A 21,688-nucleotide genomic window follows, 5' to 3' on the forward strand; every position below is an offset into this window, starting at 1 on the left:
TCCTCCGTGCGAGGCCCAGCTCGGCCCGATGGAGGACGGATGATGCGCGGCTCCCTGTACGCCCTCGTGGCTCTCTCTTTGTCCCTCCTCGGCTGCTCGCCGCCCTCTGCGCCGTCCGCTGAAGAAGGGGGGACGCGGGGCCGCTTCCTGCGAACCTCCGGGATCGTGGTCGACCACACCACCGTGGCCCTCTTCGATCAGATCCCCCCCGAGTATCTGGCTGCCGCGAGCGCCCTGCGAATGCACTTTTTCGACCGCTCGGTGGGGGACAACATCAGCAACGCGCTGAACTGCTTCCCCTACCCGAGCTACGAGGCCGCCCCCTCTCGGTGCAAACGGAACCTGGCCGAGGTGGGCGAGACCTTCCGGCCCAGCCTGGCCTACGACCGCTCGCGCTGGGCCTATTCCTTCTCGGGCGGTAGCTACTGGCACGAGAAACTCGCGGACTTCATCGCGGTCACGACCGCCGAGGCGGCGAGCTACGACGTCTTCAACCTGCAGCTCAGCTACCTCGAGGTCTCCGAGCAGGACGACATCGCGAGCCCCACCACGGGCTACTTCGTTGACCAGCCGAACCGGCCGGACGTGCACGACCTGGTCGCGCACGAGGCGCGCCTCCCCGGCAAGGTCTTCATCTATTCGACGAGCAGCCTCTCCCGCGGGATCGGAACCCAGGTCTCGGAGCGCTTCAATAGCGACCTGCGCGCCTGGGCCCGCGCGAACGACAAGATCCTCTTCGACATTGCGGACATCGAATCCCACGCCCCCGACGGACGCCCCTGCTACGACAACCGCGACGGGGTCTACTACTCGAACGGCAACGCCTGGGAGAACCACCCCGACGACGGGCTCGACCTGGCCGCGATCTGCCCCGAGTACACGAGCGAGGCCGACGGCGGACACCTCGGGAACCAGGCCACGGGTGGCATTCGCCTGGCGAAGGCCTTCTGGGTGGTCATGGCGCAGATCGCCGGGTGGACTCCCGGCGGCGGGCCGGCGGCCAACCAGGCGCCGGTCGTGAACGCCGGCTCGGACGCCTCGGCCCAGCTCCCGAGCGCGACGCTGCGCCTCGCGGGCGCGGCGAGCGACGACGGACGCCCCACCGGCACGCTCACCACCACCTGGAGCGTCTCTTCGGCCCCCGCCGGCGGCAGCGCCGTCTTCTCGAACGCAGGGCTCCTCGACGCGACGGTGACCTTCGGCGCGGCCGGAACCTACGTCCTGCGCCTCGCCGCGAGCGACGGCGCGCTGACCAGCCACGACGAGCTGACCGTCACGGTGCACCTCGCCGGGAGCGGCGGCGGCACGCTCACGCCGAGCGCGCACTGGCCCTTCGAGAGCGGTTCGGTGGCCGACGTCATCTCGGGCTGCGCCGACTGCCAGAATCGGGGCGCCACGCCGCTCTCGGCCGGCAAGGTCGGCGGGGCCTTCGACCTCGACGGCGTGAGCTCGTACCTGGACCTCGCCGCGCAGAGTCGGCTCGAGGGGCGCAGCGCCTTCACCTTCGTGGCGTGGATCAAGCCGGCCTTCGGCACGACGGCGTCCCGTCGGCACCACCTCCTCGCGGATGGCGACGCGATCCAGCTCTTCTACCTGGACGCAACGCGAGGCTGGCGCGGCGCGGTGCGGACGCCCACGGGCACCTACCGCGTGGATGCCACCGGAGCGAGCTGGACGGCGGAGACCTGGCACCAGGTGGCGCTCGTCTTCTCGAGCTCGGGGCTCAGCATCTACTTCGACGGCGTGCGACGCGCGACGCGCGCCTCCTCGGGCGCCGCGGTGACGCACAACCTGCACGTCAGCCTCGGGCGCTCGGGGGCCGGGGGGGACTACTTCGACGGTGCGGTGGACGAGGTCAAGATCTTCGACAGGGCGCTCACCGACGCGGAGGTCGCGTCGCTCTTCACTCCGTGAACGCCATGTCCGACCGGTAGGTGAGCGACAGCTCGGAGCTGGCCTCGCGCTCGAGGCGCCCGAGGTCGCTCACCACGTAGAGGTCTCCCTCGCGGGCGACGAGCCCCTGGGCCCGCCAGAGCCGCATCGTCTTGGCCACCGCCCGCCGCGTCACACCGAGAGCCCCGGCCATCTCGTCCTGCGTCACCGGTAGGCGCGCCGCGTCCCCCTCGCGCGCGAGCCCGTAGAAGTGCGCGTACGAGACGAGGAAGGTGGCCAGGCGCTTCGGCACGTCGTAGAAGGCGAGCGCCTTCTCGTTCGCGCCCGAGATGCAGAAGCGGTGACACACGTCGCGGAGCAGGGCGAGCGCGAAGCCGTGGCAGCTCTCGAGCGCCTCGAGGAAGGCCGCGCGCGGGAGCAAGAGCAGCGTCGCCGGCTCGAGCGCCGAGACGTGCTCGAGATGCCGAAGGCCCGCGAGGAGCTCCATCTCGCCGAAGACGGCCGGGGGCCCGAAGAGCTTCGCCAGGACCTCGAGCCCGTCGTCGTCGAGGTGGTAGACCCGCACGCTCCCCGCGAGGAGGACGTAGAACCAGTCCGCCGCGTCGCCCTCTTGCAGGATGCGCTCGCCCGAGGCGTAGAGGCGAACCTTGCCCTGCGCGGAGAGCCGGCGCCGGGCCTCGGCGTCGAGCGCCGAGAAGACCGGGTTCCCGCGCAGGGGGTCGCCGAACGGAGGCCGCACGGGGAGGTTACGTTCGGCGGGTCGCTTCGGGTTGAGCTGCGGAGCCACGGCGGTACCTCGGGCTAGACCGGGGCCGTGGAGGTGCAAGGTCGGTGCCCGGGCCAGGGCGCGAGGCTACCCGCAGGACTGGAAGGCCCGCCGAGCCGTGGCCCCTCGGCCTGCGTTCCCGCAGCCGGACCTTGGTTGTCGCCCCTGGCGCCTCGGGCCGCCTGGCCTTCGATTTGCGGAGGGGACGCCGAGACTACAACGGTTGATGGGCTCCGCTCTCGCGCCGGCCCCTGCGATCCAGCGCCCCTGGCGATCGGCACGACGCGTGCTTCGCTCCGCCCGGTTCACGCAATCGTCACGCGGTACAACATCCCGGTCAGGGAACAACGAGGGAGGATGGTCATGGTGCGGTTTGGGATCGCAATGCTCACGGGCGTCGCCTTGCTGGCGGTGGTGGGGCTGGGTTCGGCGGAGGCCACGGGCCGCCTGTCGGATAATGCACAGCGCACGGCGAAGGCCGCGGCGCTCAAGGGCGCGGCGTTCTACCTCAACCACGGAAAGTACGGCAACGTCCTGCGGGCGTACTTCGGCCGGGAGATCCACGCCAGCCAGCTCGTGAGCGTGAAGGTCCTCTCGACCTCCGCCACCGGCGTTCAGCGCTGGCTGATCAAGACCCAGCGTCAGATCCCCGGCCAGAACGTGGCAGTGGCCAAGGTGCAGGTGAGCGTGAAGCAGCTCGCGAACGGCAAGTGGGCGGCGTACACGGGCGGCACCGGCAGCAAGAACGTCACGATCGGGCTGCCGTTCGGCGGCGTGGGCCAGGGACTGCAGGGATCGTAGTGCGGCCTAGGTGCCCGCGGAGTAGTCCGTGGCGTACTTCACCTGCTCGGCGGTCAGCTTGTCGATCGCGACCCCCATCGTGCCGAGCTTGATCGCCGCCACGTCCTGGTCGAGCTGCTCCGGCAGCACGTAGACCTCGTTCTTCAGCTTCTTGCCCTCCTCGGCGAGCGTCTTCAGCGCGAAGAACTGGTTCGCGAAAGACATGTCCATCACCTCGGAGGGATGGCCCTCGGCCGCCGCCAGATTCACGAGCCGTCCCTTGGCGAGGACGTAGACCCGACGCCCGTCGGAGAGCGAGTACTCCTCGTTGTTCGGCCGCATCTCGCGAACCCGCCCCTTGCAGAGATCCTCGAGGTCCTTGAGGTTGATCTCGCAGTCGTAGTGACCCGTGTTGCAGACCACGGCGCCCTCTTTCATGGTCTCGAAGTGCCGCTTGACGATGATGTCCTTCATGCCCGTCGCGGTGATGAAGATGTCGCCGAGCTTCGCGGCCTCGTCCATCGGCATGACCTCGAACCCGTCGAGCACGGCCTTGAGCGCGGTCGTAGCTTTCACCTCGGTCACGATCACGCGAGACCCCGCGCCACGGGCGCGCATCGCACAGCCGCGGCCGCAGTGGCCGTAGCCGGCGACGACGAAGGTCTTGCCGGCGAAGAGAATGCTCGTCGCGCGCAGGATCCCGTCGAGCGAGCTCTGCCCGGTGCCGTAGACGTTGTCGAAGTCGCACTTGGTGATCGAATCGTTCACGGCGTAGACCGGGTAGAGCAGCGCGCCGTCCGACGCCATGGCGCGGAGCCGCTTCACTCCCGTGGTCGTTTCTTCCGTCCCGCCGATCACCGTCTTGGCGAGCTCCTTATGCTTGCTGTGGACGGTGAAGATCAGGTCCGCGCCGTCGTCGAGCGTCAGCGTGGGCTTGAACTCGAGCGTCTTCTCGATGCACCAGTAGAACTCCTCGCTGTTCATACCGTGCCAGGCGTAGATCGAGGTCCCCTCGGCAGCCAGCGCCGCGGCCACGTCGTCCTGCGTGGAGAGCGGGTTGCAGCCCGACCAGCTCACCTCGGCCCCCGCGGCCTTCAGGGTCCGCACGAGCACCGCGGTCTCCTTGGTGACGTGCAGGCACCCGGCGATGCGCATCCCCGCCAGCGGTTTGGTCTGGGCGTACTTCTCGCGGATCGCCATCAGCACCGGCATCCGGGATTCGGCCCATTCGATGCGACGTCGGCCCGCGTCGGCCAGCCCGAGGTTCGCCACCTTGTAGTTCATCTCTCGCTCCTTCGCCTCAAAGAGCCTGGTGAGTACAGCGGATCGAATTCGCAAGTCAAGGCGTTGATCCCTGTGCGGATCTTGGCTACACCGGCAGGCGTGGTGCTCGCACGTTATCTCGCGGCGCTGGTGCTCGTGCGGCTCGCGCTCGCCTGGCCGGTGCTCACCGCGATCTACCTGGCCTTCGACCTCGGAGATCAAGGGCGGCGGCTCGCCTCCGAGGTGGGCTGGCCCGCGGTGCTCCGGGCCGCCCTGCTCCACCTGCCACACATCGCCGTCCAGCTTCTACCGGCCGCGCTGCTGCTCGCCATCGTGCTGGCCCTAGGCACCCTGCGCCGACGCCACGAGCTCCTGAGCCTCTACGCGGCCGGGGCCTCTCCGCTCCGCCTCGGGCTACCGCTCCTCGGCATCGGCCTCGGGTGCGCCGCGCTGGCCTACCTCGTCCTCGAGTTCGCCGTACCGCCGGCCGAGCGCCGCGCCGACGCCCACTACGCCGGACGGCGCGCCTCCGCCCTCCTCGGAGCGCACCCCTCCTCGACCTGGACGCGCTCGGGATCCTGGCTCGTGCAGCTCACCCGCCGCGCAAACGAGCTCCACCTGCTCGCCCTCGAGCGCGACCCCCGCGGAGCCATCGGCCGCCGCCTCGAGGGACGCGTCTCCCCGTCGGACCCGACCCGCGTGCTCGAAGCGCGCGAGCTCCGCCCGTCCCCCTCCGGGGGCTGGACCGTGGCCCACGCGCGCGAACGGCGCTGGCCGCTCCTCGCCGAGCTCGGGCCCCTCGTCGTCGCCGCCCCGCCGCGCCCCGAAGCCCTCACCTCGCGCGAGCTGGCGCAGCTCATCGCCCGCGCTCGAGCCGCAGACCGGCCTAGCGCCGCGCTCGCGGTACTCCTTCACACCCGCGTCTCCTTTCCCCTCTTCGCGCTCGTCGCCGCGCTCCTCGGCTGGAGCTTCGGCCTCGGCGGCGCAGCCCGACCGCTCCTGCGCGACCTGACCCTCGCGGTCGGCTTCATCGTGGGGCTCTGGCTACTTCTCGCGACCGGGTGGCTGCTCGCGCGCGCAGGCACGATCCCACCACCGCTCGGCGCGTGGCTGCCCGTCGGCCTGGCCCTCTCCGGCGCGATCCTCGTGCTGCGTCGTCGCTGGCCACGCCTGACTGCCAGCTAGGCCAGCTAGGCCAGCTAGGCCAGCGTTGCCGTCCGCCCGAGGGCGCTGCTATCCTTCCACCTCGGATCCTCGACATCCCGCGAGCGAGTGGACGTGCCTTTCCTGCTCTCGATCACCGGACCGGACGGCAAGACCCGCGAGTTCAAGCTCGTCGAGGGTGAGACCACCGTCGGCCGGGATGCGACCAACGCCCTCGTGCTGGACGGTCGCGGCGTCTCGCGGCACCACGCCACGCTGGTCGTGGACAGCGACCGGGTAGCCATCGTGGACCTGGGTTCGACCTACGGCACCAAGGTGAACGAGCTCCCCGCGGTACGCCGCGAGCTCTCGACGGGCGACCGCGTGAAGATCGGCATGCACCAGCTCACGATCCGCCGCGTGGAGCGCACGAGCTCGGCGGAGCTGCGTCCCGGCGCGCTGGCGCCGACGGGCTACTCCGTGGACGACGTCACGCTCGACCCCGCGCCGAGCATCCACGAACGCAAGACCGTGCAGGTCAACCGCGCGGCGGTCCAGTTCGTGCTCGACAACCCCGACACCAAGGGGCACGCCGTGACGGTCCTCTCCCGGCGAGAGAGCTCGCTCGTCGAGGCCGTCGAGCGGCTCGGAGCCGACCGTCCGACCCCCGTGGTCGGGATCCCCATCTCCGGCCTCGAGACCCCCACCGCCGACTACCAGGCGCTGATCCTGATGTATCGCGTCAGCCAGCAGCTCGCCGCGGCGGCCGACCTCGACGGCTTCCTGGCTCCGGTGGCCGACATGGTGATGGAGGAGGTGGGCGCCGACACCGTGGTCGTGCTGCTCGTCGACCGAGCGGGCGAGCTCAAGCCGCGCGTCGTGCGGCACCGGGGCGAGCTCGGCCCCGACGAGCTCCCGGTGAGTCGCACGGTCGTGGACCTCGTGCTGCGCGAGAAGGAGACGGTGCTGAGCACCGACGTCGGCCACGACCGCCGCATCAACGCCGGCGACAGCCTCGCGCTCTACAACATCCGCTCGGTGGTCGCGTCGCCGATCCTGGTCCACGGCACGGTCCGCGGCGTGCTCTACCTGAATCGCGCGGGTGGCGTCCCGTTCGCCAGCACGGAAGGCGACCTCGTCACGGCGCTCGCCTCGCTCCTCTCGAGCGGCGCCGACCGCGCCGAACTCAAGGAGAGCATCGCCGCCGAGAGCCTGCGGCGAAAGGCGCTCGAGCGCTTTCACCCGCCCGAGGTGGTGGACCGCATCTTCCAGCGCGGGGGTCGCGTGGGCGACATGGAGGAACACCACGCCACGGCGCTGGTCTGCGACCTCCAGGGCTTCGACGCGCTGGTCGGGCAGGTGGACCCCCAGGAGCTGGCCACCGTCCTGCACGACTACTACGGCATGGTCTACGAGCAGGTCTTCGCCAACGGGGGCAGTCTGGTCAAGCTCCACGGCGGCTACGCGCTCGCGCTCTTCGGCGCCCCCGAGTCGCGCGACCGCGACGCCGTCTGGGCGGCGGAGGCGGCGCTGCGCCTCTGCGAGGAGCTCACCTCGGCGGCCGCGCTCTGGCCCCGCGGCCAAAGCCTGGCTCTCCGCTGCAGCCTCGATACCGGCTCGCTCGTGGCCGGCATTCTCGGCCCCGCGGACCGCCTCGAGTACGTGGCCATGGGCGGCCCCATCGCGCTGGCCTCGGAGCTCGCGCGCCGGCACAGCGGCACGGCGGTGCTTGTCACGGAAGCCACCCTGCGGCAGCTCCCCTCCGCCCGCTACCACGGCGACGAGCTCGCCCTGCTGCCCGACCGGCGGACCTATAGGCTGCTTCAGCGGTAGGGGTGTTTCCGACGACGCGAATCAGGCGGGGTCGCGGACCCAGGCCGGCACGTGCTCGCCGCGCGTCAGGTCCTCGAGGGATTCGCGCTCGCGCACCACCGCGAACTCCTCTCCCTTGACCATCACCTCCGCGGCCCGGGGGCGCGAGTTGTAGTTCGACGACATGACGTAGCCGTAGGCCCCGGCGGACATCACCGAGAGCAGATCGCCCACCTCGACCGCCGGCAGGGGCCGGTCCTGCGCGAGGAAGTCGCCGCTCTCGCAGATCGGGCCCACCACGTCGACCACCACGTTCTCCGCCCCGGCGCGCCGCCGCACCGGCCGAATGCTGTGAAACGAACCGTAGAGCGCGGGACGGATGAGGTCGTTCATCGCGCCGTCGATGATCGCGAAGCGCTTCTGCTCGTTGTGCTTCTCCCCGATGACGCGCGTGAGCAGCACCCCGGCGTTGCCCACGATGACCCGCCCCGGCTCGCAGATCAGCGTCACGCCGAGCCCCTTGAGCTCGCCCACCACCTCGGCCAGCGCTCGCCCGTACTGCTCCGGGGAGGGAGGCGTCTCCTCGGAGTAGCGGATGCCGAGCCCGCCCCCCACGTCCAGGTAGCGCAGCGCCACGCCCTTCTGCTTCAGCTCCTCGGCCAGCCGCACCAAGCTGCCGAGCGAGTCCACGAAGGGCGAGACCGAGGTGAGCTGCGAGCCGATGTGGCAATCGATCCCCCGCACCTCCACCGACGGGAGCGCGAGCGCGCGTTCGTAGACCGCCCGCGCGCGGCCGAGCGGGACGCCGAACTTGCTCTTCCGCAGCCCCGTCGCGATGTACGGGTGCGTGCCCGGATCCACGTCGGGATTCACCCGCAGCGAGATGGGGGCGCGCTTCCCCATGCGGTCCGCCACCTGCGCCAGGAGCTCGAGTTCCCCCTCGCTCTCGACGTTGAACATCAGGATGCCCGCCTCGAGCGCCCGCTCCAGCTCGAAGGCCTGCTTACCCACCCCGGAGAAGACGATGCGGTCGGCGGGTATCCCGGCCCGGAGCGCCCGCACGAGCTCCCCCGCGCTCACGATGTCGGCCCCCGCGCCGAGCGCTCCCAGCGCGGCGAGGATCGCGCCGTTCGTGTTGGCCTTCACGCTGTAGCAGATGAGGTGGGGCATCTCCGACAGCGCGTCGGCGAAGACCCGATAGTGCCGCACCAGCGTCGCGTGGCTGTAGACGTAGCACGGCGTCCCCACGCTCTCGGCGATGCGCGCCAGCGAAACGCCGTCGCAGAAGAGCTCCTCGCCACGGTAATGGAAGTGGTCCATGGGAAACCTGCTCCGAGAAGAAAGGGGGCGAAACGGGCCCGCGCAGGCCGCGAGGGCTCAACCCAAGCGAGCTCTGGGCCTAGGACGCGGCGCGCAGCCCTTGCGCATCCACCTCTTCGAGGTAACGCAAGGCGGCGTCCAGGGTGCTGTTGAGGCTCTCGGCCACGAGGGTCGTCAGCGCTCCCGGCGGATGGCGGAGCACCTCGTAGTAGCGCTGCCGCTCGATAGCGTGGATCACCGCCGGCAGGTACCCGTCGCGCAGGAGCATCGCGTTCATCAAAAGCCGCGCGATGCGCCCCGAGTGCTTGGGCCACGGATAGATCCCGATCAGCTTGTGATGGGCCTGCGCCGCGCGCCGCACCGGATGCAGGCGCCGCACCTCCTCGGTCGCCAGCCACTGCCCGAGCTTTCGCATGTGGTACCCGATCTTCTCGGGCGGCGCGATCTCGTGGAAGTAGAGTCGATGAAGCGGGTTGTCGCGGCGGTAAAGCCCCACGGTCTGGACCGCGCTCGGCGCCTTGGCCTTCTCCTTCGTCGCCTTCGGCACCGGCTCGTCGTTCAGGAGCTGGTAGATGCGCTTGAGGAACTCGAGCCCGATCGGCGGCTTGCGCTTCGCCGCGGACTGCCGCACGAACTCGATGGACGCCTTGTGGTGCTTCACGTCCTCGTACGACGGGATCAGCGTGGCATCGCTGATGATCTCCTCGTCGATGGAGGCCCGGAGCTCGTGGTAGGTCAGTACGACCCCCTCCAAGGCGTTGTCATGGTAGATCCACGACACGTCGAGTCGGCTGTTGAAGTCCTGGAGCAGATTCTCATCGCGCTCGAGCCGAGCGCGAATGAGCTCCATCTTCCGATCGATATCGCTGTAGACTGCAGAACTCATGGCATGCAACTCCGCCAGTTGAACGTCCCCGAGCGGCTCCCGTACGACGCGCCGCTTCGGCCCACGCCCCTTACCCCGATCCGCAACGGGCGGGGCACCTTAGCTCCACCAAGGACGTTAGTCAATGGAAATTAACATGTTAGGGCTCTCGGCGCGGCGCCCGGCGCAAACCTCCTGGCCCTTATCCCTGGCGCCTTCGCGAGCCTCACCCCTCTCAATACGATCCGTCGGCGCGGTATTCCCCGCCTCGCTTCGTACGTCGGCGTGAGCCTGGCCCAAGTCTGACATGAATGTCCGGTGGCGGCCCGCCCGGGGAGCGGCGAAAAACCACCGGCCCACCCGCCGCATGCGATCTTTTACCTAGCGATATAAGTGGCTTAGTCGAAGCGCCACGGGCCGGCGCGCCCCTTGCTACTCGCCGAGCTGGAGGAAAGCTGATGCGACTCGTGATCCTGACGTCCATCCTGATGACCTGCGGAGCGGGCTGCGGCGCCGCCAAGAGCGCAGAATCCTTTGGAGGCGACCGCGCGGCCTCGCCGGACAGCGGGACCACCCGGGGGAGGCAGTGCGTCGCGCCGAACGATTGCCCGCCGGGCCAGACCTGCAACCAGTTCGGGTTTTGCATGGCCCCCTCACGGCAGGGGGATGGGGGCGCCGGGGACGGGGGAGCGCCGCCTCCCCCCGAGGTGGAGGTGAAGCGCGAGTCCCCCGCCAGCGGCAAGCGCTACGTCTACGTGGCCATCGCCGCGCAGGACACGGTGGTGAAGATCGACTCGCAGACCCTCGGCGTGCGGACGGTGAAGGTGGGCGAGAATCCCGGCGCCCTGCGCACGGCCCCCGGCGAGGACCTGGCCGTGGTCCTGAACCGGGCCGCGGGCAGCGCGTCGATCCTGCGCTCGCGAGCGGACGGAACGGACGAGGTGCTCACCCTCCGTACCGCTGCGGGACTGAACCAGCTCGCCATGGCCCCCGACGGACGGCACGCCGTGGCCTTCTTCGACGTGAGCCTCACGCAGGGGCAGTTCGGCTCGCAGGTGACCTTTCAGGAGGTGACGCTGCTGCGCCTCGTGGCCGGCCAGGAGCAGGCGGTGGATCTGTCGGTGGGCTTCAACCCCCGCGAGGTCCAGTTCGCGGCCGACGGCTCGCGCGCCTACGTCGTCACGGACCACGGTGTCTCCACGCTCGACCTGACGAAGAAGCTGGAGCCGAGCATCGTCCCCGCGATTCCGCTCGTGCGGGACCTCCTGACCGAGGCGCGCCCGTCGGAGGTGGCCATCACCCCGGACGGAAAGCTGGCCCTGGCGCGCATCCCCGGCCTCAAGGCGCTGCGCGTGGTGAACCTGGAGACGCGGGCGCTGACCGACCTGCCGCTCGGCGCGGAGCCCACCGACCTGGACATCGCCCCCGACGGCGCGCTGGCCCTGGCCGTATTGCGCGACGCGAAGGAGGTCGCCTTCATCGACCTGCCCGCGGACCTGACCGACCCGAGCGGCGTGCAGCGACTCTCGACCGGCAGCTACACCGCCGGGCAGGCCGCCCTCACCCCGGACGGTCAACGCGCGCTCCTCTTCACCAACGCCACCAATCAGGAGGTCCTGCTGGTGGCCGAGCTGAAGAGCCGCGAGCTGCGCACCGTGCGCCTCGAGAAGGGGGTGCGGACGGTGCTCCCCGCGCCGGACAGCACGACCGCGCTGGTGCTGCACAACCGCCTGCCGGGCTCCCTCTCGCCGGCCGACCCCGTGGAGGTCCAGCTCGACAAGCGCTCCGGCTACAGCGTGCTGCGACTCCTCGACGGCTACGTGAAGCTCCAGCTCACGGCGGTGGACCCGGGCCCCGTGGCCTTCACCGGCGACGGTGGCGCGGCGTATCTGCTCCTCAGCGGCTCGGCAGGCGCCATTCGCCTCGCCGAGGCGATCGACCTGCGGTCGTTCCTCACGCGCGCCATCCCCCTCGGCTCGCCGCCCGTGTCGGTGGGCGTGGTTCCCGCCACGAAGCAGGTCTACGTGGCCCAGGAACATCCCCTCGGGCGCGTGACCTTCATCGACACGCAGTCGAGCAGCCTCCGCACTCTCACGGGCTTCGCCCTCAACAGCCAGGTGATCGAATGAGCGCCCTCTTTGCGCGAAGAACCTTCTTGCTGGGCGTCGCGACCCTCCTCGCGAGCGGCTGCCCCGCCCGACCCGACCTCTGGTCCACCGACCTGAAGGTCGACGGCCCCTACAAGCTCAAGGAGCGCGTGGTCTGGGTGGACAGCACCCGCGGGCTGGCCTTCGGCCTCGACCCCACCGCCGCGCCTCCCACCGTCGGGAGCGTACCGATCGGCCGCAACGCGACCTTCGTCACGCCCACCGCGGACCGCCAGCGCCTGCTCGTGCTGACGGCGGGGAAGGAGGCCCTGAAGAAGGAGCAGCTCACCGAGGAGCCCGCCCTGTTCGTGCTCCGCGCCGCGCCCGGCGGGCTCGAGGTGGTCCGCCGCTACGCGCTGCCCGCCCCGTTCGACCGCATCGCCGTCTCCGCCGACGGCGCGCTCGCCCTGGCGCACTTCAGCGAGGACGCCTCGGGCAAGAACACGAGCGAGTCCTTCCTGCGCAACCCGAACCAGGTGGCGCTCCTGCGGCTCGATCAGGATGCCGGCCCCACGAACCCCGCCCCCCGCACCGTGCGGTCGTTCGGCTCGTCCCCCATCGGCGTGGTCTTCTCGCAGCCGCTCGCGATCCCGGCGAAGAGCGGCCCGAAGCGCACGCTCGCGGTGCTCCTCTCCCGCGGCTACCTGACGCTCCTCGACGCCACGAACCCCGGGCGCCGCGAGATCACCGTCCCCTTGAGCGGGGCCGGCCAGCCGAGCAGCGTCACCCCGCGCCAGGTCCTCTTCGTGGACGAGCCGCCCACCATCTTCGTGCGCGCCGACGGAGCCGCCGACGTGTTCGCCCTCACGCTCGAGCCCAAGGCCGCCGCGGGCGCGGGCGACAACGACTTCGTGCCCCGCATCAACCAGCCCAGCACGGGCCGCGCGATCCTGGACATGCAGCTCTACCAGGAAGAGGGGAAGACCTTCCTCCTCGCGGCCACCGGCAGCCAGGAGGCGGCGGTGATCGATCCCTCCACGAGCCAGTACGGGATCGTCCCGCTCGGAGCGAGCGTCGACACCGTCGTCGGGATCCCCCAGGCGAAGCCGACCACCGCGCTCCTCTACAGCCGCACGCTCCCCCAGGGCCGCGTGCACTTCCTCAAGCTGGAGCGACTGAGCCAGCTCCTCGGCCAGAACCACTCGCAGGTGGTGCTGGAGCAGCCCGTGCGCGAGCTCCTCGTCGCCCCCGGCGACCGCAAGGCCCTCGTGGTGCACAACAGCAGCCGCACCGTGATCTCGGTGCTCGACCTCGTCGGCAAGTACCGCACCGAGACCCCGATTCACGGGCAGGTCGGGCTGACGAGCTACGACTTCGTCGGCGAGACGCACCTCGTCGGGGTCGCCCCCGGCGTGGACCGCCTCGGGATCCTGGACCTCGAGACGCTCAGCCCCGTCGCGCTGCGCCTCGACTTCGCACCGCGACAGGTGATGACGGTGGGCGAGCGCGTGATCGTGGACCACGGACAGCAGCACGGGCTGGTGACCGTCCTGCCGAAGGCGCTGGCCCGCCGCGACGAGGCGCTCCTCCTCTGGGGCTTTCTGCTGCGCGACCTGCTCGACACGGAAATGAGGGACTGACCATGCAGCGATCCAGCCAGCGACGATGGAACGTAAGACTCCTGCGGTTCGCCCTCGTGGCGGCGGCGCTCGCCCAGGCCGGCTCGGCGCGCGCGCACAACGAGGTCTCCGTGCGGCTCAGCACCACGCGGGTGCTCGATGCGAGCTACGGCGGCTTCTCGAAGAGCGCCGGGCTCCTCCAGGCCGAGCTCGGCTACGCCCGCTCGCTCGTCGAGCTGGGCCGCGGGGCGCTCTGGGTCGAGGGGAGCTGGACCGTGGGGGCGAGCCGCACCGAGCTCTTCGGCGGCGAGGCCAAGGTGGACGCCCTCTTTCACTCGGTGACCGTCGGCGCCCGCTACGCGGTCCCGATCTGGCCGTGGCTCGTGCCGCACCTGCGCCTCGGCGCCGGCGCGCTCTTCGGGGCCGCGCGTCTGCAGCCCGCCGCGTCGGGCGTGGGGAGCAGCCTCACCGTGACCGAGGCGGACACCGACCGCACCGCCGGGTTCGCCGGCTATGCGCTAGCGGGGATCTCAGCGCTCGTCCCGCGACGGTGGATGCGCCAGGGCGGCAGCGGCTTCACGGCCGGCATCGTGATCGAAGGCGGGATGAGTCTCGCCTCGGCGCTGCGTTTCGAAGCGCGCCCCAAGACCGACCCCGAGCTGCTGGCTATACCGCGGGTCGCCTCGCCTCTCGGCGGCGTCTCGCTCTCCGGACCCGTGTTGCGTCTCGGCGCCGTCGTGCGCTTCTAGACCGCGCTACTGGTACGCCGCCACGTCGGTCTTCTTGATGCAGCGGGGCTTCGCCGACGTCCCCTTGAAGGTCACGCACTCGTAGTCCGCGGGACAGACGTCCGGCCCGCTCTCGCAGGTCTTCGTGCAGTACTTCTCCGGCAGCGTCGAGAGCGGACGCTCCTGACAGACGCCTTCGCCGTCGCACTGGCCATCGTGCCCGCAAGCCTTGCCAAACTCGAACCCACCGCACCCGAGACCCCACCCGGCAAGCACGACCAAGAGCGCCGCCGCGGACCACCGACGGCCGATGACTACGAGCTTCTCGAACATGGAAATGGGTCGCATGGTGTTCACCTCAGGGTGAGGCAGTTACAAGATAACCGCCGGTGAGTCAACGCAAAAGGCCGCTGGCCCGGCCCGCGCCGTGTAGTAGTCTGGGCCAAGCCCCCCATTCACGAGAGCCCCCGGCTACCCCATGAGCAAGCAGGCCAAGAGCCGCCCCCGAGACGCCGCCTTCCGGACCACCCTGTCGCCGCTGGAGCTGCGAAAGAGCCTCCAGCCGGGCCAGTCCGTCGAGCTGCTGCAAGAACTCGGGCTCGTCAACCGCGACGGCAGCGCCACCGCCAGCGCCAACCGCAAGCTCAAGCAGATCTCGCATTTCCTTCGCCTGCTGGAGCCCGCGCTCGCGGACCTCTTCGAACGCCACCCGGACCCCGTCCTCGTCGACGCCGCGGCGGGGAAGAGCTACCTCGGCTTCGCGCTCTACGACCTGCTCCTTCGCGACCGGGAGACGGGCCAGGTCAAGGCCATCGAGAGCCGCGCGGAGCTCGCCACGCGCGCGACGGCCTTGCGCGACCGGAACGGCTACGCCCGCCTCGAGGTGCTGCAGAGCTCCATTCTGGAGGCCACGCTGCCCGAGCGGACCCACCTCGTCCTCGCGCTCCACGCCTGTGACACGGCCACCGACGAGGCGATCGTGCGCGCGGTCCGCACCAACGCCGATCACGTGGCCCTCGTCCCCTGCTGTCAGGCGGAGCTCGCCCGCCAGCTCGGCGCGCTCTCCGCGCCGGCCCTTCCCGCCCCGCCCCTGTCCGTACTGTGGCGCCACGCATGGCACCGCCGCGAGTTCGGGTCGCACCTGACCAACGTCCTCCGCGCGCTGCTTCTGCAGGCCCACGGCTATGCGATCAGCGTGACCGAGCTCGCCGGCTGGGAGCACAGCGTGAAGAACGAGCTGATCCTCGGGCGGCGCGTGGGCCGGTACCACGACCCCGCCCGGAAGGAGCTGGCGGAGCTGCTGCGGCAGATCCCGGTGCGGCCGTGGCTGGTGGAGCAGCTCCTCCCGGAGCTCCTGCCGGAGGCGGCCTGAACGAATCGTAGTTGGAGAGGGGGAAGGGAGGAGACTGGCCCGCCGGAGCCGACGATGCGGTCGGCGGGCCTCTCAGCGCGGAGCCCTACGGGTGGTAGGGGTTCCACTCCCAGTTGGAGGAGACCTTCACGTACTGCGTGACCTTCAGCACGACGTCCATCAGCTGGCGGTACTCGTAGAGCGCCTGCTCGGCCCGCGGGTCGGCGGCCACGCACGCATCCGGACCCGTCCCACCCTTGTCGCAGTACTTGGACTTCGACTTGAGCGTGTTCGCGTACTTGATCATGCGCTGGGCGATGCCCCGGTTGTCGCGGTACGCGATGGCAGCGTAGGTCGTCCCGTTGAACGGATCCTCGAAAGTCGTGAGGCCCGACGCCTTCTCGTTCGGCTTGATGTCCCAGCCCTCGCCAGCTCCCACCTTCCACATCAGGCTGCGCTCGGTGAAGTCGTTGTCGTAGTTCTCCTGGAAGAGCAGCATGCCCATCACGGCCATGTACAGCTGCACCGTGAACTTGGTAGCCGGCTCCACCGGGCCGCCGTTGGCCGGACGCGGCGCGTCGTGCGCCGGCGTGGCGTAGTTGCGGAACGCCAGGCCGTTGACCCACTCGGTCGTGACCTGCCGTCCGTCCTTGAAGGCCCGCGCCACCTGGGTCTTGTCCTTCGGCTTGTCCGCGTCGTACCAGGGGGCGTACTTCTCGTAATCGTGTGCGAGCACGGAGCCGAAGAAGTCCACGAGCTGCGTCTGGTAGTTGTCGAAGAAGCTGATCTTCCAGAGCCGGATGTCCTCCGCCGTGTCACGCGCCACGAAGTAGGTATTCGCGTCGGTGATGGTGAAGAGGGCCATGATCTTGTCCAGGTAGAAGCCCATGTGGTGCAGGCACTCCCACCAGTACAGGCCGCAGCTACGACCGAAGTTCGTGTCGTTCCACGAGGTCGTGAAGTAGCGCGCGTTCACGAGGTCCGTCGAGAACTTGCTCGAGAACACCGCCTCCGTGTAGAGGTCCTGACCGCCGACCTGCGTCTTCTTGTCCTCGAAGCCCTTCAGGTCCGGCATGGCGATGGTCCGCAGAGCCATGTTGAAGGCGTCCTGCATCGCCACCGTGTACGCACCGTAGCCGAAGACCGGATCGGTGTAGAAGTCGCCGATCTGCTTGTCGTCGTACCACTGACGGAAGAGCGTCTGGTAGAGCGCGTAGGTGTTGTTGAAGTCCTTCAGCTTGCGATACATGCGGCTGTGATTCCGCCGCACGTACCCGTCCGGCGACGAACCGAACTGGTAGCGCGTGAAGGCTCGCATCGGGTACCAGGTGCCCCAGTTGTCGATGTGCCCCTTCATGCGTTCGTACTGATCGGCACCGAAGTCACGCGTGTTGCAGCTGTCCGAGATGTCGCCCTTGGTGAAGCTGCAGAAGATGTAGGGCACGCGCGGGTACTTCTTGTTTCCCTCGGTGTAGAAGTAACCGACGCTGCGGTTGCTCTCCTTCACGTCCTTGACCTTGTCCACGTGGACGAGCATGCGGTTGCTCTCGTTGAACAGGTCCTTGCCCATCTGATTGAACCACGCCGTGTAGTGGTACGACGACGGCCCCAGGTTGAAGAGGAAGAGGATGTCGCCCTGGGTGCTGAACCACTCGTCGAAGAGGTCCTCGCGCTGGACCCCCTTCATGCTCTTGAAGACCTCCACCTTGTCGGCGTGCCCGTACATGACGGCTGCCTTGTCGTACTTGCCGAGGCCGTTGCCGTCCAGCGTGTACTGACCCGCGTAGTCCATCACCGAGGTGTACGAGTACTCGTACATCGCCTTCACGTTCTGCTGGGCGTTCTGCGCCGACCGGCCGAGCTGGTAGTCGTTCATCGGTTTGACGAAGAAGGGGCAGAGCTGGTCCTTCTGCGGATTCGTCGAGTCGCAGAGGGCCGTCTCGGTGTAGTTGTTCGTCCGCAGACGCCAGTACTCCTCGGGGAAGTTCAGGGCGTCCTGCGACCCGCCCCAGTTGTGGTGCAGGCCGAAGGTGTGGCCGAGCTCGTGCGTCAGCACGGCGCGGATGATGATGTCGCGCGCCTTGTACCAGATCTGCTCCGGGTTCTGGTCCTTCAGGCGGTGGGCCAGACCCACGAGGGCGTCGTCCGCCATCTCGATGAAGTAGGCGTTGCGGCGGTTGGCCAGGTCGAAGCGCCACCGCGCCGCCGCGTCGAGCATGGTGATGAAGCCGCCGCGCGCGAGCGAAGCCCGGTTGAGCACGTCCTCGTTGAGGCCCGAGACCGAGCCGGGAGCGAAGCCCGACGCGAGCAAGACCTCGTTGTTCATCATCTGCTTCTCGACCGGCGTCCCCTTGAGGACCGAGAGGCCGAGCCCCGACCGCGTCGGATCGAAGTACCCCGCCTTCGCCACCTCGCCGATGAGCATGCGCTTGAGCTGACGGTTGTTGATGGGGTTACCCATCGAGTCCTTCATCTCGGCCATGGCTTCGGGCGAGCCGAGCTTCTTGATGCGCTTCATCCACGGCTGGACCGTCGCGCCGTAGATCTCGCGGAGCTGGGTCCGGTTGTAGGTCGGCTGGTGCGACTCGGTCGTGGCCTGGCTGTTGGCCCGGCGAATCCAGTTCTGCAGGTTCACGCCGTCCACGTAGTCCTTGGAGCTGATGCTGCCGTTGAGGAGCTGCACCATCTCCTGGACGTTCGTCGCGGCCCAGTCGTTGAGGGCGTAGATGTTGGCCACGCCGGCCAGGTTCTCGCCCGTGCGCGGGTCGGTGTGGCTCGGCCCGAGGCCGAGGAGCCCCATCCCCGCGTAGTAGTCCTTCACGTAGTGCACCTGGCTGAAGCGGAGGTCACCCGCGCGGATGTACGGCCGCGCCTCGGGCTTGTCCTTCCCCGCTTCCATCAGCTTCTTCGCCTCGGCGAAGGACTTGCGGTTGAAGCGGCAGGGCCACGGGTCGGTGTCGAGCACCGGGTTGTTCGGGCAGATCGTGTAGGCGTAGTAACCTTCCTTGGAGTCGCCGAACTTGCCCAGGACGGCCTGCTGGTCGGCGCTGAACTTGCTCGGGTCCTTCGTGTTGATCCACTTCTGGTAGTCCTCTTCGGACCAGTTGTAGCCGCCGCGGAGGAAGACCTTCCAGAAGAGCTCGTCGTAGTCGTTGGAGACGTGGTGCGTTGCGGACCACTTGTCCTCGCGCTGCTTCTTGTCGGCGAGCCACTGCCAGGGCTTGCAGGCCCCCGTGCCCTTGTCCTCCTTGTCGCAGAGGATGTCGCGCGGAAAGTCGCCCGGGTTGAAGTACGCCACGGGGACCGGGTCGCGCTTTTCGGTCGGGATCGTGCAGCGGGTCTCTTTGCTCTTGCCGATCCAGACGTAGTAGTCGAACAGGTCCGGCTGGCCGTTCTTGTCGCCGTCGTCGTAGGCGTCGACCGTCCCGTCCTGGTCGCTGTCCGCGGTCTTCGCGTCGAGCGGCGTCTCCGGCGCCTTCTGGGCCATCGCGGCCTCGAAGCTATCGGGCAAGCCGTCCGCGTCGGTGTCGGTCCAGACGTCGTTCTTGTGGAAGCCCATCAGCTTGTCGCAGCGCGAGCCGGCTTCCTTGCAGTCCTTGTCGGTGGAGCAGGGCTGGTCCTCGTAGTGGTGCTTGGCCCAGATGTTGTGCTTGTTGATCAGTTTCTGCCGCGTCTTCTGGGTCACGCCGTAGTGGCTCTCCCAGGTCAGCTTGTCGGTGACGAAGTAGCCGAACCACTCCGACTGGTCGCCCTCGTGCCGACGGGGCTCGAAGTCCCGGTTCGGATGGCGACGCATGAAGGAGTTACGGATCTTGATGATCTCCGTGTTGCACTCGGCGTTCTCGCTGTGCGAGAGCCAGCACACGGGGTAGCTCTTCTGGATCTCGGGGAAGTAGTGCATGCCGGGGCGGATCGCCATCGCCGTGACGAAGTCGATGTAGCCGCTCGACGGGTCGAAGATCGGCTTCCACTTCGGGTCCTGCGGGTCCTGCGGCTCGAAGGGCACGGCCTCCTTCTGCATGTCCTCCTCGGCGTCGAGGAACATGAAGTCGGTGGCGTTGTTCTTCGACCAGTCCACGCGGATGTACTTGCAGTCGTACCACTTGCAGTCCCCGGCGTTCTCTTCGAGGACGTTGCTCTCCTCGCCCGTGCTGGGGTTGTAGCCGCGCTTCACGTCGAAGTGATTCGTGATGCGCCAGGCGCCGACGATCGCGCCCTTGTACTCGCCGCTGTCCGGGTCGGTGTTCTTGGCCCCCTCGACGAGCTCGTACGCCTTGCGGGCGTACAGGTAGTTCTCCTGCACGTCCCAGCGCACGCGATACGCGCCCGTGTAGTTGGTGTTGCCCACCATCGTGACGGTGAGCGTGCCGGGCACGTCCACGACCGTCTGGGTGTAGTACCACTCCCCGGTAAAGAGTGACTTGGGAAGGGCGTAGGCTTCCGTTCGATCGATCGGAGCCCGTTGCTCGGCGCAGCTCGTGCCTATCGCCACAAGTCCGGCGAGCACGAGCAGCGATCCCAGTGAACGGCGGCGATGCATTCCTCTCCTCCTCTTCCGCGAGTGTTCCGCGAGTGCTGCTGCTTTCGGAAACCCTGAGGGCCCACCGCGGCGAGCCCCATCCATTACGTTGTGTCGGTCTTCCCTGCCGTCGGACCCGCTCTCAGGTCCCCTGCCGGCCCTTACCCGACCAGGCCTTCACCTGGTCCACGAAGCCATCGATCGGAATCGTCATGTCGAAGTAGAACGTCGTGTGACGGTTGAAAAACGGCGTGTAGTACGACGAGTCGGGCGCGAGCTGCGGATGGTAGGTGGACGCGCCGAGGGAGAGGCTGAGCCAGCTCATCACCTCGTAGCTCACGTCGAAAACGGCCCAGAGCGCCGCCTTGTGGTTCACCTCGGAGGCCGGCAGCGTGACCACCACGCCCCCGTTGGTCGGCACCGTCTGCTCGGGCAGCCCGTAGAGCAGGTCGTTCATCACCGAGAAGCTCGCCGTGAAGGAGAGCTTGGGGTGCACGTGCAAGAGCGCGGAGAACATGTTGGTGAAGCGCCAGTTCACGTTACGCAGCCCGCTGTGCTGGCACTCGGGGCGGTCCACACCCACGCAGCCGAAGCGGTCGCTGTCCACCGAGGCCTGCGCGTACCGGTGGAAGTTCTTGGCGACGCGGAGGCCGTACATGAGCTCGATCTTCTTCAGCCAGGTCCCCTTGCGCAGGTCGAAGCCCCGCTTGAGGTTCACGCCCGGGGTGAAGCCGAGGATGAGGCTCCGCCCCTGCGACACGAGGCTGGTGGGGGCCGAGAGGCGGATGCTCGGCGTGACCTTGATGTCGAGCAGGGGGATCTTCATCCACTTGGGCTCGTACACCGCGTCGAAGAGCAGGTCGCTGATCACCCACTGCCGGGCGTAGTCGGTGGTGTCGGACTTGGTGAGCTCGATCTCCACGTCGAAGCGCGCGCGGAAGCTCAGGTCGTCCGTCGGGTAGAAGCGCGGCTGGAAGGAGAAGCGTTGGGAGTAGTAGGGATTGAACTGCGGCTCGGCGGCCTTGGAGAGCGAGACGGCGCTCAGGCTATTCGAGTAGACGAACGCGCTCCCCCGATAGAACGGCTTCTTCTCGCTGGGGGCGGCCACCTCGGAGATCTGGGGGGTCTTCGCCGTGGATCCTTGCGCGCGCACCGTCGCCGGAGCGACCAGCATTCCCAGGAGCCCGACCAGGATCGGAATACGCCTCACGTTGCACCTCGACACGTCAGCCGTGCGGTTGTCGTCTGGCGCGGCAGATTCACACACACGAAAGAAAAAATGCAAGGGGCACATGCCTTGGTCCCAGGCCGTTTGTGGGCGCAGAATTCGCCGCAGCTGTCGCGGCGGCGAAACAAACTTCCGGCTTAACGGGCTAGGTCTCCCTAGGGCTCCGGGCGCAGGTCTCCCAGGTCGAGAGGAATTGCGACCTGGTTGTTGCGATGCGCCTCTGAGCTACGTGGTTGATGCTGCTGCTGCTCTCCGTGTAGCAGACCTCCGCTCCCCTGAGAAGCATTTTTTTCACACCGATCATTATTCGTAGA

General features: G+C 68.6%; 15 protein-coding genes. 8 read left to right on the forward strand and 7 right to left on the reverse strand.

What is annotated here, in order from left to right:
• The first annotated feature begins 39 nt into the window (after positions 1-39).
• A complete protein-coding gene (locus tag IT371_03275) occupies positions 40-1,914 on the forward strand; it encodes a hypothetical protein (GenBank protein MCC6746652.1) in 1,875 nt (624 codons plus the stop codon).
• Here the strand turns inward: IT371_03275 and IT371_03280 are convergent.
• Positions 1,904-2,680: a Crp/Fnr family transcriptional regulator gene (locus IT371_03280; protein ID MCC6746653.1), complete on the reverse strand. Its 777-nt coding sequence runs from the start codon at positions 2,678-2,680 to the stop codon at positions 1,904-1,906. The genes IT371_03275 and IT371_03280 overlap by 11 nt on opposite strands.
• Positions 2,681-3,022: 342 nt before the next feature.
• Here IT371_03280 and IT371_03285 point away from each other — a divergent pair, with 342 nt between their 5' ends.
• A complete protein-coding gene (locus IT371_03285; GenBank protein MCC6746654.1) occupies positions 3,023-3,460 on the forward strand; it encodes a hypothetical protein in 438 nt (145 codons plus the stop codon).
• Between the two features lie 6 nt (positions 3,461-3,466).
• Here the strand turns inward: IT371_03285 and IT371_03290 are convergent, their stop codons facing one another.
• Positions 3,467-4,723: an adenosylhomocysteinase gene (locus IT371_03290; GenBank protein MCC6746655.1), complete on the reverse strand. Its 1,257-nt coding sequence runs from the start codon at positions 4,721-4,723 to the stop codon at positions 3,467-3,469.
• A 72-nt stretch (positions 4,724-4,795) separates the two neighbouring features.
• On the opposite strand from IT371_03290, the gene IT371_03295 reads away from it, so the two are divergent.
• On the forward strand, positions 4,796-5,887 hold the full coding sequence (locus IT371_03295) for an LptF/LptG family permease (GenBank protein MCC6746656.1): 1,092 nt from the start codon (positions 4,796-4,798) through the stop codon (positions 5,885-5,887).
• A 93-nt stretch (positions 5,888-5,980) separates the two neighbouring features.
• The gene (locus IT371_03300; GenBank protein MCC6746657.1) at positions 5,981-7,678 is read left to right on the forward strand and encodes an FHA domain-containing protein; all 1,698 of its coding nucleotides are present in this window, start codon (positions 5,981-5,983) and stop codon (positions 7,676-7,678) included.
• A gap of 21 nt (positions 7,679-7,699) precedes the next feature.
• Here IT371_03300 and lysA read toward each other — a convergent pair whose 3' ends face one another.
• A complete protein-coding gene (lysA, locus tag IT371_03305; protein ID MCC6746658.1) occupies positions 7,700-8,977 on the reverse strand; it encodes a diaminopimelate decarboxylase in 1,278 nt (425 codons plus the stop codon).
• 79 nt (positions 8,978-9,056) lie between these two features.
• Positions 9,057-9,863: a Fic family protein gene (locus IT371_03310; protein MCC6746659.1), complete on the reverse strand. Its 807-nt coding sequence runs from the start codon at positions 9,861-9,863 to the stop codon at positions 9,057-9,059.
• Positions 9,864-10,300: 437 nt separating this feature from the next.
• On the opposite strand from IT371_03310, the gene IT371_03315 reads away from it, so the two are divergent.
• From IT371_03315 to IT371_03325, 3 genes are read left to right on the forward strand one after another with little or no spacing between them, the layout of a single operon-like run.
• A complete protein-coding gene (locus IT371_03315) occupies positions 10,301-11,971 on the forward strand; it encodes a hypothetical protein (protein MCC6746660.1) in 1,671 nt (556 codons plus the stop codon).
• On the forward strand, positions 11,968-13,569 hold the full coding sequence (locus tag IT371_03320) for a hypothetical protein (GenBank protein ID MCC6746661.1): 1,602 nt from the start codon (positions 11,968-11,970) through the stop codon (positions 13,567-13,569). The genes IT371_03315 and IT371_03320 overlap by 4 nt, the downstream gene beginning before the upstream one ends.
• Before the next feature lie 2 nt (positions 13,570-13,571).
• Positions 13,572-14,297: a hypothetical protein gene (locus IT371_03325; GenBank protein ID MCC6746662.1), complete on the forward strand. Its 726-nt coding sequence runs from the start codon at positions 13,572-13,574 to the stop codon at positions 14,295-14,297.
• 6 nt (positions 14,298-14,303) lie between these two features.
• On the opposite strand, the gene IT371_03330 is transcribed toward IT371_03325, so the two are convergent.
• Positions 14,304-14,624 (reverse strand): hypothetical protein, encoded by a 321-nt coding sequence (locus tag IT371_03330; GenBank protein MCC6746663.1) that lies wholly within the window; start codon positions 14,622-14,624, stop codon positions 14,304-14,306.
• Positions 14,625-14,754: 130 nt separating this feature from the next.
• Between IT371_03330 and IT371_03335 the strand changes: the two genes are divergently transcribed.
• Positions 14,755-15,648 carry an SAM-dependent methyltransferase gene (locus tag IT371_03335; GenBank protein ID MCC6746664.1) on the forward strand — a complete coding sequence of 298 codons (894 nt, stop codon included), beginning with the start codon at positions 14,755-14,757 and terminating at the stop codon, positions 15,646-15,648.
• A gap of 85 nt (positions 15,649-15,733) precedes the next feature.
• Here the strand turns inward: IT371_03335 and IT371_03340 are convergent, their stop codons facing one another.
• Both IT371_03340 and IT371_03345 read right to left on the reverse strand, forming a co-directional pair.
• Positions 15,734-20,167 carry a hypothetical protein gene (locus IT371_03340; protein ID MCC6746665.1) on the reverse strand — a complete coding sequence of 1,478 codons (4,434 nt, stop codon included), beginning with the start codon at positions 20,165-20,167 and terminating at the stop codon, positions 15,734-15,736.
• Positions 20,168-20,288: 121 nt separating this feature from the next.
• Positions 20,289-21,356: a hypothetical protein gene (locus IT371_03345; GenBank protein MCC6746666.1), complete on the reverse strand. Its 1,068-nt coding sequence runs from the start codon at positions 21,354-21,356 to the stop codon at positions 20,289-20,291.
• Positions 21,357-21,688: the final 332 nt, after the last annotated feature.

The organism is Deltaproteobacteria bacterium, assembly GCA_020848905.1.
Taxonomy (GTDB): domain Bacteria; phylum Myxococcota_A; class Polyangia.